This window comes from Methylobacterium mesophilicum, assembly GCF_022179445.1.
Taxonomy (GTDB): Bacteria; Pseudomonadota; Alphaproteobacteria; order Rhizobiales; family Beijerinckiaceae; genus Methylobacterium; species Methylobacterium mesophilicum.
The window spans coordinates 202984-217156 of record NZ_BPQU01000005.1 but is presented as its reverse complement, the minus strand read 5'-3'; the positions used below and the strand labels follow the sequence as shown (position 1 = coordinate 217156).

Below are 14173 nucleotides of genomic sequence, written 5' to 3'. Positions count from 1 at the left end.
GCGATCCGTGACCGTTCACGCCAGCCCCACGATCCGCAACGGCGCCCCGGGCGCCTCCGCGACGGGGACACGCTGATGCGGGCCGACGCCTTCCTGGCCGCATCCGACGCGCTTCCGGTGGCGGATCTCGCCAAACTGGTGGAGCGGGGCGGCCTCGTCGTGGTCGCGCCCCATCCCGACGACGAGAGCCTGGGCTGCGGCGGCCTGATCGCGGCGGCCCGCGTGGCGGGGCGGCCGGTGCATCTCGTGGTCGTGAGCGACGGGTGCGGCTCGCACACCCATTCCCGCCTGTACCCGCCCGCGGCGCTGCGCACCCTGCGCGAGGCGGAGACGCTCCGGGCGGTGTCGATCCTCGGCCTCGCGGCAGAGGACGTGACCTTCCTGCGCCTGCCCGATGCGCATGTGCCGAGCGACGGCCCCGAGGCCGAAGCGGCCGCGCACGCGGTGGTGCAGGCCGCGGCCCGGTGCGGTGCCGGCGCGGTCTTCGTGACCTGGCGACACGATCCCCATTGCGACCACAAGGCAGCCGCCGCCATCGTCGGGCTGGCCCGGCGGCAGATGCCGGGCGTCGTGGTCTACGAATACCCCGTCTGGGGCTGGACCCTGCCGCCGGACACCGAGGTCGGCCCGGCACCGGAGGGCCTGCGCCTGGACGTCTCGGCACATCGCGAGACCAAGACCCGGGCGGTGGCCGCGCACGCGTCGCAGACCACCGACCTGATCTCGGACGACCCCCAGGGTTTCCGTCTCGAGCCCGCCATGATCGCGCGGCTCTGCGGCCCCTACGAACGCTTCGTCAGGATCCCCGCATGAGCCGGCGAACCGAGACCCTCCCGGAAGATTACTTTGCCGGCATCTATGCCAGCGATCCGGATCCGTGGAAGTTCACGAGTTCGGCCTACGAGCGGGACAAGTACGCCGCGACGCTGGCAGCACTGCCGAGGCCGCGCTACCGCGCCGCCTTCGAGCCGGCCTGCGCGATCGGGGTGTTCACCCGCGCCCTGTCCGAGCGCTGCGACCGGCTGCTCGCGGCCGATCCGGTCCTTGCCGCGGTCGAGGCGGCCCGCGCGCGCTGTGCCGACCGGCCGAGCGTGGAGATCCGCCAGGGCGCGCTCCCGGCGGACTGGCCGGAGGGCCGGTTCGACCTGATCGTGCTGGCCGAGTTCCTGTACTTCCTCGCCCCGTCCGATCTGGCTGAACTGGTCCGGCGCGCCGGCGACGCGATCGAGCCCGGCGGCGACCTGGTGCTGGTCCACTGGATCGGCGAGACCGACTATCCGCAATCGGGCGACGAGGCTGCCGAGAGCTTCATCGCGCAGGCAGCCCCGTTCGCGGGCCTGCTGCATCAGGCCCGGACCGACAAGTACCGGCTCGACGTGCTGCGCGCCGGAGACGCGGCGTGAGCACCACGGTCATCACCCTGAACAAAGGCCGGGGGGCGCACCTCGCCCGTCTGCTCGAAGGCCTCGCGCGCGGCGCCCCGCCCGACGCCTGCATCGTGGTCGAGATCGGCGGCGACGACGCACCCCTGCCGGACCTGCCGTTTCCCGTCGCGCGCGTCCCGTTCCGACGGGACGGCTTGCCGCTCGCCGCCGCGCGCAACGCCGGGCGCCGGGCGGCCCACACCGACACGCTGGTCTTCCTCGACGTCGATTGCATCCCGTCGCACGGCCTGGTCGCCGGCCTGTCGGACGCGGTGGCCCAGCATGACGCCTTGATCTGCTGCGAGATCGGCTACCTGCCCGCCGGCGCGGTCACCGATGGATGGCGGGAGGGCGACCTCCATCGGCTCGGCCATCCGCACCCGGTGCGCACTTTCCCGGGTCCCGGCCTGGTGGCGCCGGCACCGCAGCCCGGCCTGTTCTGGTCCCTGGCCTTCGCGGTGCGGGCCGCGACCTACGACCGGATCGGCGGCTTCGACGAGTCGTTCTCCGGCTACGGAGCCGAGGATACCGACCTCGCGTTCCGGGCCGATGCGGCCGGGGTACCGATCCTGTTCCTCGGCGGCCCGCGGGCATACCACCAGCACCATGCGAGCTACGATCCGCCGCTGCAGCACTTCCGCGACATCGTCGCCAACGCCGGCCGCTTCCACGCCCGCCACGGCGTCTGGCCGATGGACGGCTGGCTCGACGGGTTCGGTCGCCTCGGCCTGATCGCGGCCGACCGGTCGAACGGGATCGTGGTCTACCGCGACCCGACCCCGTCGGAGATGGCGGCGGCACGGCTGCCGGACACGCGGCCGTTCTGAGGATGTCTTGAACGTCTTGCGTCGCGACCGATCATGCCGGCCGCGACGCAGGGCAAATCGCCCCTCCCCGTGGGGAAGGGCAAAGGCGGCCTCACGCCTTCATGGCGTTCGCCTTCTCGATCAGCGCCTCGGCCATGCGGATCGACGCGATGTCGATCAGGCGGCCGTCGAGGGAGACGGCGCCGCGGCCGGCCTTGGCGGCCTCCTGCATGGCTTCCAGGATGCGGCGGGCCTTGGTGACCTCGGCCTCGGACGGCGTGAACACCTCGTTGGCGAGGTCGATCTGCGAGGGATGGATCGCCCACTTGCCCTCGAAGCCCAGCGCGGCGCAGCGCTTGGCCGCCGACTTGTAGCCGTCCGGATCGGAGAAATCGCCGAACGGGCCGTCGATCGGGCGCAGGCCGTAGGCGCGGCAGGCCACCAGCATGCGGTTCTGGGCGAACAGCCACGGGTCCTGCCAATGGGTCTGGCGGTTGCCGGCCTCGTCCTTGTCGGTGAGCACCGAGAAGTCGGCGTTGACGCCGCCGATCACCGTGGAGCGGGCGCGGGTCGAGGCAGCGTAGTCGGCCACGCCGAAGGACATCGCCTCGAGGCGCTTCGACGACTGGGCGATCGCCTCGACGTTGGCCATGCCGAGCGCGGTCTCGATCAGCACCTCGAAGCCGATCTGCTTCTCGCGCTTCTTGGCCTGCTCGATCTGGGTGACCAGCACGTCGATGGCGTAGACGTCGGCCGGCACGCCGACCTTGGGGATCAGCACCATGTCGAGGCGCGGGCAGGCTTCGACGATGTCGACCACGTCGCGGTACATGTAGTGGGTGTCGAGACCGTTGATGCGGATCATCATGGTCTTGGTGCCCCAATCCAGGTCGTTCAGAGCCTGGATGATGTTGGTGCGGGCCTTCTCCTTGTCGTCGGGGGCGACCGCATCCTCGAGGTCGAGGAAGATCACGTCGGCGGTCGACTGGGCCGACTTCTCCATGAAGGTCGGGTTCGAGCCCGGGACGGCGAGTTCGGAGCGATGCAGGCGCGGCTTGGCCTGCTGGATCAGCGTGAAGCTCATGGGTGTTTCTCTCTCCTGGTGACGGTTCTGGTGCCGCCGGGGTGCGTAGGGATCGCCCTCCGGGAACAAGATGGGTCAGGTGTCGGGCTCAGACAGGGCACCCCACCTCACCCGGTCGAGCCGAAGCCGACCGCGATGCAGTTGATCGACAGGAGCAGGGCGGATTTCACCGCCTCGCGCCGGTCCTCGTCGGTCTCGGCCCGGTAGCGGGCCAGCAGCTCGACCTGCTCGCGGCCGACCTGGTTGATCGTCGGCAGCCGGCCCTTCAGCCGGTCGCGGAACAGCGGGAAGCGCTCGGCCAGCTCGGTTCCGCCGCTCACCCGCAGCACCATCTCACGGGTGAGCGCGTACTCGGCCTCGATCATCGAGAAGATCCGGTCCCGGACGCCTGCGTCCTGGACGAGGCCCGCATAGGCCCGGGCGATGTCGAGATCGACCATCATCAAGGTCTTCTCGACCTCGTCGAGGACGAGGCGGAACACGCGGGATTCCTGGAACAGGCGGCGCAAGGTCGCCTCGCCGTCCGGGCCGCGCACCTCGAGGAAGCTCGCGAGCCCCGAGCCGACGCCGTACCAGCCCGTGATCACGTGCCGGTTCTGCGACCAGGCGAACACCCACGGGATCGCCCGGAGATCCGAGAGCGAGCGGGCGCCGAACCGGCGTGCCGGACGCGAGCCGATATTCAGGAGCGCGATCTCGTCCAGCGGGCTCGCCGACTGGAAGTAGTCGACCAGCCCGTCGGTCTGAAGCAGCCGGACGTAGGCCGCCCGCGAGGCGCCGGCCAACGCCTCCAGGGCGTCGTCGTGGCCGACACTCGCCCGCTCGCCGTCACCCGCCAGGGCGTGCTCGAACACCGAGGCGGCGAGCAGCTCCATCTGGTAGGCGGCGGTGCCGCGGTTGGCGTACTTGAACGAGACGACCTCGCCCTGCTCGGTGGTGCGGAACCGGCCGCGGATCGAGCCCGGCGGCTGGGCCATGATGCCCCGGTGGGTCGGCACGCCGCCCCGGCTCACCGAGCCGCCGCGGCCGTGGAAGAACGCGATGCCGACGCCGAGTTCCTGGCCGAGGCGGGTGAGCTTGCTCTGCGCCTTGTACAGCTCCCAGTTGGCGGCGACGAAGCCGCCATCCTTGTTGGAGTCGGAATAGCCGATCATCACCTCCTGGACGCCGCCCTGCCAGCGGGTCGAGCGGCGCACCACCGGAACGGTCAGGAGTTCGCGCATGATCGCCGGGGCGGCGCGCAGGTCGTCGATGGTCTCGAACAGCGGCACGATCGCGAGCGGACAGATCTCCGGGCGGATCTCCGGGCCGGCGGCATCGAGGAACACGCCGGCCTCCTTGGCCAGCAGGTAGGCGCCGAGCACGTCCTCGACGGAGCGGGTCATCGACAGGACGAAGGCGCCGAACGCCTCCCGGTCGAGGGTCTCGCGCATCTCGGCGACCAGCGCGAAGGTCGCCAGCGTCTCACGGGCTGCGTCGGGCAGGTTCTCGAAGGAGCGCTCGGGATCCCGGGGCCGCACCAGTTCGGCGTCGAGCCATTGCCGCCACGCCGCGGTGCCGAGCGCCGGCGGCTCGCCGTCGCCGTTGCGCTGGCGCCAGAGCGCCTGGAGCGTGTCGGTGGTCCGGGTGGTGTTCTCGCGCAGGTCGAGGCGGACCGTGGAGAAGCGGAAGATCTCGACCATGCGGCGGACCGGCCGGACCAGGTCGCGGCCGAGCGCCCCGCACTTCGCGTCGTCCAGCCCGCGCTCCAGGGTGCGCAGGTCCTCGATCAGGCCGTCGGCGCTGGCGTAATCGGGGCCGGACGGGTGCTGGCCCTCGTTGCGGGCGATGGTCGCGTCGAGCTTGCGCAGGACGCAGGTGAGATACTGGCGATACGGCTCGCCGGGGTTGCGCCGGGCGATGGCCCGGGCCTGCCCGCTCTCGGCGAGCTGTCGGTCGAGCTCCCGGCGGAACGTTTCCGGCAGCGGCAGCGCGCGCTCGGTGAGCGAGAGCGTCCGGCCGAGCTCGTGCACGCCGTCGCGGTAGCGGTTGAGCGAGGCCAGCGCGTTGCGGTGCAGGGCCTGCCGGGTGACCGCCGCGGTGACGTAGGGATTGCCGTCCCGGTCGCCGCCGATCCACGATCCGAACTGGAAGAACGGCGGCACCCGGAACTGCGTGCCGGGATAGGCCTCGGCCAGGGACTCCTCCAGGGTGTCCATGGTCTCGGGCAGCATCTCGAACAGGGTCTCGTCGAAGAAGTGCAGCCCCCAGGCGACCTCCCGCTCGACGGTGGCCTTCTCCAGGTGCAGCTCGCCGGTCATCCAGACCAGCTCGATCTGATCGCGCAGCTCGTTCATGAGCCCGTTGCGCTCACGATCCGTCCAGCGCGGCATCTCCAGCTCGCGCAGCACCAGGTAGATCCGCCGGAACTTCTCCAGCACGGTCACCCGCTTGCCCTCGGTCGGATGCGCGGTGAGCGTCGGCCGGATGCGCAGGTCGCTGAGCAGCGCCTGGATCTTTTCGGGTGGGATGCCCTGGGCGCGGGCGTCCGAAAACACCTTGGCGAAGGAGCCGCTGAGCGAGGCCCGCCCCTCCGTCCGCTCGACGTGGCGACGGCGCCGCATCGCGGTGTTCTGCTCGGCGATCGAGATCAGGTGGAACCAGATGCCCTGCACCTGGAGCGCGCGCGCCAGCATCTCCGGCGAGAACCGCGAGATGTCGGCCGTGCCGTGCAGCACCGCCTCGAGATCGGGGTCGTGCCGGCGGGCGACGTCGAGCAGGGCCTGGAACAGGATGTCGAGGGCCTGCTCGGCCGCGGTGCCGGTGATCACCGGAGGCGCGAAGGCGCTGGCCTCGGCGAGGCCGGGCGATGCGTGGAGGGTACGGGTCATGGAGCCACCTCGTGGCGCACGTTTTTGAGAAGCCGCCGCGATATCCCCTCCCCCCTCTGCGGGGGAGGGTGGCCCCCGAAGGGGGTCGGGAGAGGGGAGCGACGGTGCCGGAGAGGTCGCGACGGGCTTCGCATCCTGAAGCGTCGCGCTGCCCCTCTCCCGCCCCGCAACCGCGGGGCACCCTCCCCCGCAGAGGGGGGAGGGGTAAGAAGGCTACGCCGCCCGAGCGAGCACGTCGGCCACAGTCTGGCCGAAGGAGCCGGGATCCGGCGCCACGGTCAGGCCGTAGGAGCGCATGATCTCGGCCTTCTCGGCGGCGCTATCGCCGGCCGCCGAGATGATCGCCCCGGCATGGCCCATGCGGCGGCCCTTCGGCGCCGTGAGCCCGGCCACGAAGCCGATCACCGGCTTCGACATGTTGTCCCGGATCCAGGCCGAGGCCTCGGCCTCCTGCGGGCCGCCGATCTCGCCGATCATCAGCACCGCGTCCGTGTCCGGGTCGGTCTCGAACAGGGCGAGGTGGTCGAGGAACGACGAACCGTTGATCGGGTCGCCGCCGATGCCCACCGAGGTCGAGATCCCCAGACCCAGCTCCTTGAGCTGCGAGGCGGCCTCGTAGCCCAGCGTCCCCGAGCGGGAGATCACCCCGACATTGCCCTTGAGGTAGATGTGGCCGGGCATGATCCCGAGCATCGCCTTGCCGGGCGAGATGATGCCGGCGCAGTTCGGGCCGACCACCATGGTGCGGCGATCCCGCGGGTAGCGCATCAGGTAGCGCTTCACCCGCATCATGTCCTGGGCCGGGATGCCGTCGGTGATCGAGCAGACCAGCCGCAGGCCGGCATCGGCCGCCTCCATGATGGCGTCGGCCGCAAACGGCGGCGCCACGAAGGTGATCGAGGTGGTGGCGCCGGTGGCGGCGACCGCCTCCTTGACGGTGTTGAACACCGGCAGGCCGAGATGCGTGCGGCCGCCCTTGCCCGGCGTGACGCCGCCGACGACGTTCGTGCCGTATTCGAGCATCTCCTTGGCGTGGAAGGTGCCCTTGTCGCCCGTGATGCCCTGGACGATGATCGGGGTGGTCTCGTCGATGAGGATGCTCATGGCGTGGTGTCCCCTCAGCGGTTCTTCTTGGCGGCGTCGCAGGCGTCGACCGCCTTGCGGGCCGCGTCCGACAGGGTGTCGGCGGTGATCAGGTCGAGGCCGCTGTCGGCCAGGATCTTCTTCCCCGCCTCGACGTTCGTGCCGGCGAGGCGCACCACCAGCGGCACGTCGATCTTGACCTCCCGGGCGGCCTGGATGACGCCCTCGGCAACCCAGTCGCAGCGGTTGATGCCGGCGAAGATGTTGACCAGGATCGCCTTCACGTTGCGGTCCGAGAGCACCAGCCGGAACGCCGTGGCGACCCGCTCCGGGGAGGCGCCGCCGCCGACATCCAGGAAGTTCGCCGGCTCACCGCCCGCGTGCTTGATCATGTCCATGGTCGCCATGGCGAGCCCGGCGCCGTTGACGATGCAGCCGATCTCGCCCTCCAGCCCGATATAGCTGAGGTTGTGCTCGGCGGCCTGCGCCTCGCGGGGATCGCCCTGCGACGGGTCGTGCATGTCGGCGATGCCCGGCCGGCGGAACATCGCGTTGTCGTCGAAGGACATCTTGGCATCGAGGGCCAGCACCCGGTCGTCCTTGGTGACGACCAGCGGGTTGATCTCGAGCATCGTGCCGTCGCAGTCGCGGAACGCCCGGTAGGCGTTCATGATGGTCTTCACCGCGGCCGAGACCTGCTTGATGTTCAGGCCGAGCTGGAAGGCGATCTCCCGGGCCTGGAACTGCTGCAGGCCCACCGCCGGCTCGACGACGACCTGGATCAGCGCCTCCGGCTCGTTGGCGGCGATCTCCTCGATGTCCATGCCGCCGCGCTGGCTGGCGATGACGCGTACGCGCTCGGCCTTCCGGTCCAGCACGTAGCCGAGGTAGAGCTCGCGCTCGAACGGGTCGGCGGTCTCGACGTAGACGCGCTGGACCGGCTTGCCCTCGGGGCCGGTCTGGAGCGTGACCAGGCGCTTGCCCAGCAGCTCCTTGGCGGCGTCGCGGACCTCGTTGTAGGTCCGGCACAGCTTGATCCCGCCGGCCTTGCCGCGGGCGCCGGCGTGGATCTGGGCCTTCACGGCCCAGAACGAGCCGCCGAGTTCGGTGGCGGCGTAGACCGCTTGATCCGGGCTGAACGCGATGGCGCCCTTCGGGACCGCCACACCGAAGCTCGCTAGCAGCTCCTTGGCTTGGTACTCGTGGACGTCCATTCGGCGCCTCCTCCGCGGTCGTTGCCGCCGTTTGACGCTGTCTACTTTAGTTGAGTGAGAAGATTACGCCCGTCAAATTTTTTGATCCGCGGGTTCAGGTCGGCTTTTTCGCGGATGCGGTAGGAATCGCATCCACTATCGCAGCGCAGCATCGCAGAAAAACAGCGAGGCCGGGCGCGTGATGCACCCGGCCTCGACTGTCGAACCACTTGCGTCCGCCACGGCGGACGCGGCGCGTTTCAGTTCACCTTGACCTTCACCACCTCGTAGACCTTCTCGCTCAGCGCGCCTGCCTCGCCGAGCAGGCTTTCGAGTTCCTGGAGCCGCTCGTCGGCGAACGCCCGGTCCTCGAGTCCCTTGGCGTTGACGTAGACGTTGAGCGCCGCGCTGCGCAGGCCGGCATAGGCCGACAGCACCGCCACGCCGGCATCCGAGACCACGTTGAGATTGCCCTTCTCGGCGGTGATCGCCGCGAGGTCGATGACCGTGCGGCAGGCCCGGCAGCAGGCGAGCGGCACGTCGGTGGCGGTCCGGAGCGCGGTCTGGATCGCCGCGGCGCGGGCCGCCTTCTCGTCGTCGGTGCCCTTGGGCAGGCCGTAGGCGCCCATCACGGCGTCGAACGCCTGGACGTCCTCGCCGATCATGCCGGTGAGCACGACCCGCAGGCCCTCCGACCGGGCGAGCACGTCCTTCAGTTCGGCCTCGACCTCGACGTACTTCTTCTTGCCGATGGTCAGGTTGCAGACCATCGACACCAGGGCCGCCCCCATCGCGCCGGAGATCGCGGCCGCGCCACCGCCACCGGGGGTCGGGGCGGCGCTCGCGAGCTCCGTCAGGAAGGTCTGGATGGTCGCCGTCTCGGGCGCCTGCTGCGTGTCCGACATGGGCGTCCCTCCCGTCAGGCCATCTTCTTGGCGAGCGCGTAGATCTCCTCGGCATCGAGCACCTGCTCGGTGCTCTCGAAGAGCTGGCCCACGCAGGCCCGGTGCAGCTTGAGCTTCAGGCCGCCGATGCCGAGGGCGCCGAACGCCTTCTTGCCGTTGCGGTCCTTGCCCTTGTCCATCACATCGATGCCGCCGACGCCGGTCGGGGGCTGGGCGTTGTAGTCGGCCACGAACTCGATCGCCGAGTCCTGCGCCCAGGCGGCCTCCGGCAGCAGCTCGACGCCGATGGCGCCGGCGGTGAACACGAGGTTCTTGCCCTTCACGAGCGCGATACGCGAGGCCTCGTCGGGGGTCGCGGCGGCCTTCACGTTGACCTTGAAGCGCTTGTTGATCTGCTCGGCGGCGGCCTGGGTCTTGTCCAGCGCGCGGCCCGCGATGGTCACGTCCGCACCCTCGCCGGCCAGCAGCGCGGCCGAGCGCATGCCCACCGGGCCGGTGCCGGCCAGGACGACGGCGGACTTGCCCTGGAGCGAGCCGGCGGCCTTGGCCACCAGGGCGACGCCCGCGGCGGCCGTGGTGTTGGAGCCGTTCGAATCCAGCATGCACGAGACCCGGAACGGGCCGAAGAAGCGCTTCTTGACGGCGGTGAACAGTTCCTCGCCGGCCGCCATGCTGCCGCCGCCGACGAAGATCGCCGTCGACTTCTTCTCGGAGCCGCCGCGGGTGTAGATCGTGCCGTCGACCAGGGCGCCGACGTTCTCGGGGGTCACGCCGCCGTAGCCGGTGATGTGGTCGGCGCCGCCGTCGTAGCCGACCACCGTGTCGAACACGTTCGGCATCGCATCGGTGTCGAACAGGAACAGCAGCTTCTTTGTCATGCTTTTTGGACCTTATCCGTCGCGCCGGTGCGGCGCCGTCGTGATGGTGTCTCGATCCGTTCCCAATCTTGAGGGGAGCGGACGACCTAAATGTAAGAAACCGGATCCGCGCGTCTCCCTCCCCTCTGCGGGGGAGGGTGGGCCGGCCGTCAGGCCGGGTCGGGAGAGGGGAGCCCGGCTTCAAGATAAGGCAGAGCAGGTGTGAGGGCCGGAGCTTTCTCCTGCACCGCCGCTCCCCTCTCCCGACCCCCTCCGGGGGCTTTCCCTCCCCCGCAGAGGGGGGAGGGAGAGCCCGAGCCCTACTCGACCACGTTCTGCGGCTTGCCGGCGACGAACGCCTCGACGTTGTCGACGAGCTGGTCGGCCAGGATCTGCATCGCTTCCTTGCTGGCCCAGGCGACGTGCGGGGTGACGATCAGGTTCGGCAGGTCGGCCTCGCACAGGATGTTGCCGTCTTTGGGCGGCTCCTGCGCGACCACGTCGAAGCCCGCGCCCGCGATGGTGCCGTCCTTGAGCGCGGCCAGCAGCGCGGCCTCGTCCACCAGACCGCCCCGGGCGGTGTTGATCAGGATGGCGCTCTTCTTCATCCGCTTGAGTTCGGCGGCGCCGATCATCCCCTTGGTGTCGGGGGTGAGCGGTACGTGCAGCGTGATCACGTCGGACTGCGTCAGGATCGTCTCGAAATCGACCAGGCCGTCCTGCGGGAACACGTCGTAGGCCAGGACCTTCATGCCCAGCGCCTCGGCGCGCTTGCCGATCGACTTGCCGAGTGCTCCGTAGCCCACGATGCCGAGCGTCGAGCCGGCGATGTCGTAGATCGGGTAGTCGAAGTAGCAGAACTGCGTAGACTTCGCCCAGTCGCCGCGCCGCACCGAGTTGGCGTAGGGCACGATCGCCCGCCGGAGCGCGAACATCAGCCCGACCACGTGCTCGGGCACGGTGTTGAAGGCGTAGTTGCGGATGTTGACGACCGTGATGCCCTGGGCCTTGGCCTGAGCCTTGTCGACCACGTCGGTGCCGGTGGCGGCCACCGCGATCAGCTTCAGGTCGGGGAGCTGCTTCAGGGTATCGGCCCGCATCGGGACCTTGTTGATCAGCGCGATCTCGGCGCCCTGGAGGCGGGACACCGTGTCCTCCGGCGTCCAGGTCGATTCGTGCTCGACGTAATCGTGCGGGAAGTTGAACGGTCGGACCGTCGCGTCGAGGGACTCACGGTCCAGGAACACGATCTTCTTGGTCATAGATCCCCTCTCGGGCAACGGGCGGCTTCCTCGGGATTCTTGTTCTTACTTGCGCGCCGGGGCGGGGCCGGCAACCCGGCCCCGCCCCGGCAGCGTGCATGGATCACGCCTTGTGAAGCGGATTCTCGCGCAGGTAGCTGGAGGCGGCGGCGACGCCGGAACCCGGCGTGACCTTCACGCCGCAATCCAGCAGCGCCATCTCGGCACCCGCGATGGCGCCCAGCAGCGACAGCTCGTTCAGGTCGCCGATATGGCCGATGCGGAACACCTTGCCGGCGACTTTGGACAGGCCGCTGCCGAGGGACAGGTTGTAGCGCTCATAGGCGTGGGTGATCACCTTGGCGGCGTCGACGCCCTCCGGCACCAGGATGGCCGTGACCGTGTCCGAGTTCCACTTGGGCTCCTTGGCGCAGGGCTTGAGGCCCCAGGCCGCGACCGCCTGACGGGTCGCCTCGGCGAGCACGTGATGGCGGTGGTAGATGTTCTCCAGCCCCTCTTCCTTCACGATCTCCAGCGCTTCGCGCAGGCCGTAGAGCAGCGGGAGCGCCGGCGTGTAGGGGAAGTAGCCCGTGGCGTTGGTGGTGAGCTGGTCCTTCCAGGCGAAGTAGACATGGCCGAGCCGGTCGTTCCGGCCGGCGCCGCCCTCGGCGATCTTCAGCGCCTTGGGGCTGATGCAGATCAGGCCGAGGCCGGCCGGCAGCATGAAGCCCTTCTGCGACCCCGCGATGGCGCAGTCGACGCCCCATTCGTCCATCTTGAACGGCAGCGAGCCGATCGACGAGATGCCGTCCACGAACAGCAGCGCCGGGTGGCCGGCGGCGTCGATCGCCTTGCGGACCGCGCCGACGTCGCTGGTGACGCCCGTGGCGGTCTCGTTGTGGACGACCATCACGGCCTTGATGGTGTGGTCCTTGTCGGCCCGCAGGGCCTCCTCGATCTTCTGCGGATCGGCGCCGGTGCCCCACTCCTCGTCCTGGACGATGACCTCGAGGCCGAGGCGCTGGGCCATGTCGACCCAGAGGTGGCTGAACTGGCCGTAGCGCGCGGTCAGCACCGTGTCGCCGCGGCACAGGGTGTTGGACAGGGCCGATTCCCAGATGCCGGTGCCCGAGGACGGGAACAGGATGATCGTCCCGTTGGTCGAGCCGAACACCATCTTGGCGTCCTGGAACAGCGGCTTCGTCAGCTCGGGGAAGCTCGGCGAGCGGTGATCCTCGGACGGCACGTGCATCGCGCGCAGGACGCGATCCGGGATGTTCGTGGGGCCCGGGATGAAGAGATGGTTGCGACCGGGGCGCCGGGTTGCGGCCATGGTGTTTCCTCCAAAAACTCTGTTGCGCGCGGGCGGACCCGCGCCGGTTTGTTCAAACGTTTTCGGCGCCTTCGGCGGCCGTCTCGAGCTTCCTGCGCGCGGTGCCGGCGGGCGCGGCACGCGCCGCGACTCCCGAACGTCATCCGTGTCATCCGTGGATCGGGGGGCTCAGCGGAGCGGCAGGCGGCGTCTTGCCGCTCGCGTCGCGGCGCGCCCCCGCGCCGGTCGCCTCCGAAATGCCGTCCCGGTCTACGGCGCCTCGTCTCAAGGCACCCTGGCCGCCCTCGCCGCCTTCCAGTCCGCGTCCGGCCCGGCTCATGCCGAGCCACCGGTCGTCTGGTATTATGAGGCGGCGAAGCTGGGAAGCAAAACCGGAAAAACTTCGGGATCTCGGTAAAAAAATTTTTTGTGCATCGCAACGTCAGCTATCCGCGTTTGAGGACTTCTGCTGCGGCGCACCAAGACACCCCACAGCGATTCGGGCCCGCGTCATCAAACTGAGACGTGATCGCGCTCTGGATCCCGGCACCGTTCGACCGCCGGGAGGGTGACGTGGCCGAGGAAGAGGAGATGCCGGTCCGGGTCCGGACGCTGTTCCTGTCCGACCTGCATCTCGGGACGCGCGGCTGCCAGGCCGGGCTCCTTCTGTCGTTCCTGAGGGATTACGACGCCGACACGGTCTACCTGGTCGGGGACATCGTGGACGGCTGGCAGCTGCGCTCCGGGTGGTACTGGCCGCAGGAGCACAACGACGTCGTCCAGAAGCTCCTGCGCAAGGTCCGCAAGGGCACCAGGATCGTCTACCTGCCGGGCAACCACGACGAGTTCCTGCGGGACTACGTCGGCACGAATTTCGGTGGCATCGAGATCGCCGAGACCGCGATCCACGAGGCGGCCGACGGGCGGCGCTACCTGGTGATCCATGGCGACCAGTTCGACATGGTGGTGCGGCACTCGCCCTGGCTCGCCCATCTCGGCGACGGCGCCTACACGCTGGCGCTGACCCTTAACACCGTGATCAACCGGATCCGGCGGCGCGCTGGCCTGTCCTACTGGTCGCTGTCGGCCTGGGCGAAGCTGCGGGTGAAGAACGCCGTCAGCTTCATCGGCCGGTTCGAGACCATCCTGGCCGAGGAGGCGCGCCGCCAGGGCGCCAACGGGGTGATCTGCGGGCACATCCACCACGCCGCCGACCGGGCGATCGGCGACCTGCGCTACCTCAACACCGGCGACTGGGTCGAATCCTGCACCGGCCTGATCGAGCATTACGACGGCCGGATCGAGGTGCTGCACTATCCCAGCATCCTGCGGGCGCGCGAGGCCGAAGCCGCACCGCGCCCCGTGGCGGGCCGGCGCGCGGTGGCGTGAGGAACCCAC

Annotated in this window: 12 protein-coding genes; 4 read left to right on the top strand and 8 right to left on the bottom strand. The window is 69.8% G+C overall.

Features of this window, described 5'->3' with window-relative positions; genetic code table 11:
• The first annotated feature begins 75 nt into the window (after positions 1-75).
• Genes MFF40_RS08370 through MFF40_RS08360 form a run of 3 tightly spaced genes read left to right on the top strand, consistent with a single transcriptional unit; the run spans position 76 to position 2251 of the window.
• Entirely contained in the window at positions 76-813 is a 738-nt protein-coding gene (locus MFF40_RS08370) for a PIG-L deacetylase family protein (protein WP_147856782.1), read from the top strand.
• The gene (locus tag MFF40_RS08365; RefSeq protein WP_147856781.1) at positions 810-1403 is read left to right on the top strand and encodes an SAM-dependent methyltransferase; all 594 of its coding nucleotides are present in this window, start codon (positions 810-812) and stop codon (positions 1401-1403) included. The genes MFF40_RS08370 and MFF40_RS08365 overlap by 4 nt, the downstream gene beginning before the upstream one ends.
• On the top strand, positions 1400-2251 hold the full coding sequence (locus MFF40_RS08360) for a glycosyltransferase family 2 protein (RefSeq protein WP_238260147.1): 852 nt from the start codon (positions 1400-1402) through the stop codon (positions 2249-2251). The genes MFF40_RS08365 and MFF40_RS08360 overlap by 4 nt, the downstream gene beginning before the upstream one ends.
• Before the next feature lie 91 nt (positions 2252-2342).
• Here MFF40_RS08360 and MFF40_RS08355 read toward each other — a convergent pair whose 3' ends face one another.
• From MFF40_RS08355 to MFF40_RS08320, 8 genes are all read right to left on the bottom strand, one after another.
• Complete coding sequence (locus MFF40_RS08355; RefSeq protein ID WP_147856921.1) at positions 2343-3314, bottom strand: HpcH/HpaI aldolase/citrate lyase family protein; 972 nt, start codon at positions 3312-3314, stop codon at positions 2343-2345.
• A 107-nt stretch (positions 3315-3421) separates the two neighbouring features.
• A complete protein-coding gene (locus tag MFF40_RS08350) occupies positions 3422-6184 on the bottom strand; it encodes a phosphoenolpyruvate carboxylase (protein WP_147898684.1) in 2763 nt (920 codons plus the stop codon).
• A 213-nt stretch (positions 6185-6397) separates the two neighbouring features.
• Entirely contained in the window at positions 6398-7288 is an 891-nt protein-coding gene (gene sucD, locus MFF40_RS08345; protein WP_147856025.1) for a succinate--CoA ligase subunit alpha, read from the bottom strand.
• A gap of 14 nt (positions 7289-7302) precedes the next feature.
• A complete protein-coding gene (locus MFF40_RS08340) occupies positions 7303-8481 on the bottom strand; it encodes a malate--CoA ligase subunit beta (protein WP_147856026.1) in 1179 nt (392 codons plus the stop codon).
• Positions 8482-8720: 239 nt separating this feature from the next.
• Positions 8721-9365 carry a methenyltetrahydrofolate cyclohydrolase gene (gene fchA, locus MFF40_RS08335; RefSeq protein WP_147856027.1) on the bottom strand — a complete coding sequence of 215 codons (645 nt, stop codon included), beginning with the start codon at positions 9363-9365 and terminating at the stop codon, positions 8721-8723.
• 14 nt (positions 9366-9379) lie between these two features.
• The gene (locus MFF40_RS08330) at positions 9380-10243 is read right to left on the bottom strand and encodes an NADP-dependent methylenetetrahydromethanopterin/methylenetetrahydrofolate dehydrogenase (protein WP_147856028.1); all 864 of its coding nucleotides are present in this window, start codon (positions 10241-10243) and stop codon (positions 9380-9382) included.
• A 299-nt stretch (positions 10244-10542) separates the two neighbouring features.
• The gene (locus MFF40_RS08325; RefSeq protein ID WP_147856488.1) at positions 10543-11484 is read right to left on the bottom strand and encodes a D-2-hydroxyacid dehydrogenase; all 942 of its coding nucleotides are present in this window, start codon (positions 11482-11484) and stop codon (positions 10543-10545) included.
• Between the two features lie 103 nt (positions 11485-11587).
• Positions 11588-12796, bottom strand: coding sequence for an aminotransferase class V-fold PLP-dependent enzyme (locus tag MFF40_RS08320; protein WP_147856487.1), 1209 nt, complete (start codon positions 12794-12796; stop codon positions 11588-11590).
• Positions 12797-13366: 570 nt separating this feature from the next.
• Between MFF40_RS08320 and MFF40_RS08315 the strand changes: the two genes are divergently transcribed.
• Positions 13367-14164, top strand: coding sequence for a UDP-2,3-diacylglucosamine diphosphatase (locus tag MFF40_RS08315; protein WP_378996477.1), 798 nt, complete (start codon positions 13367-13369; stop codon positions 14162-14164).
• Positions 14165-14173 lie beyond the last annotated feature (9 nt).

Coding starts and splice junctions, on each gene's coding strand:
- MFF40_RS08370 (WP_147856782.1), top strand. CDS start 76: ATGCGGGCCGACGCCTTCCTGGCCGCATCCGACGCGCTTCCGGTGGCG.
- MFF40_RS08365 (WP_147856781.1), top strand. CDS start 810: ATGAGCCGGCGAACCGAGACCCTCCCGGAAGATTACTTTGCCGGCATC.
- MFF40_RS08355 (WP_147856921.1), bottom strand. CDS start 3,314: ATGAGCTTCACGCTGATCCAGCAGGCCAAGCCGCGCCTGCATCGCTCC.
- MFF40_RS08350 (WP_147898684.1), bottom strand. CDS start 6,184: ATGACCCGTACCCTCCACGCATCGCCCGGCCTCGCCGAGGCCAGCGCC.
- sucD (WP_147856025.1), bottom strand. CDS start 7,288: ATGAGCATCCTCATCGACGAGACCACCCCGATCATCGTCCAGGGCATC.
- MFF40_RS08340 (WP_147856026.1), bottom strand. CDS start 8,481: ATGGACGTCCACGAGTACCAAGCCAAGGAGCTGCTAGCGAGCTTCGGT.
- fchA (WP_147856027.1), bottom strand. CDS start 9,365: ATGTCGGACACGCAGCAGGCGCCCGAGACGGCGACCATCCAGACCTTC.
- MFF40_RS08330 (WP_147856028.1), bottom strand. CDS start 10,243: ATGACAAAGAAGCTGCTGTTCCTGTTCGACACCGATGCGATGCCGAAC.
- MFF40_RS08325 (WP_147856488.1), bottom strand. CDS start 11,484: ATGACCAAGAAGATCGTGTTCCTGGACCGTGAGTCCCTCGACGCGACG.
- MFF40_RS08320 (WP_147856487.1), bottom strand. CDS start 12,796: ATGGCCGCAACCCGGCGCCCCGGTCGCAACCATCTCTTCATCCCGGGC.
- MFF40_RS08315 (WP_378996477.1), top strand. CDS start 13,367: ATGCCGGTCCGGGTCCGGACGCTGTTCCTGTCCGACCTGCATCTCGGG.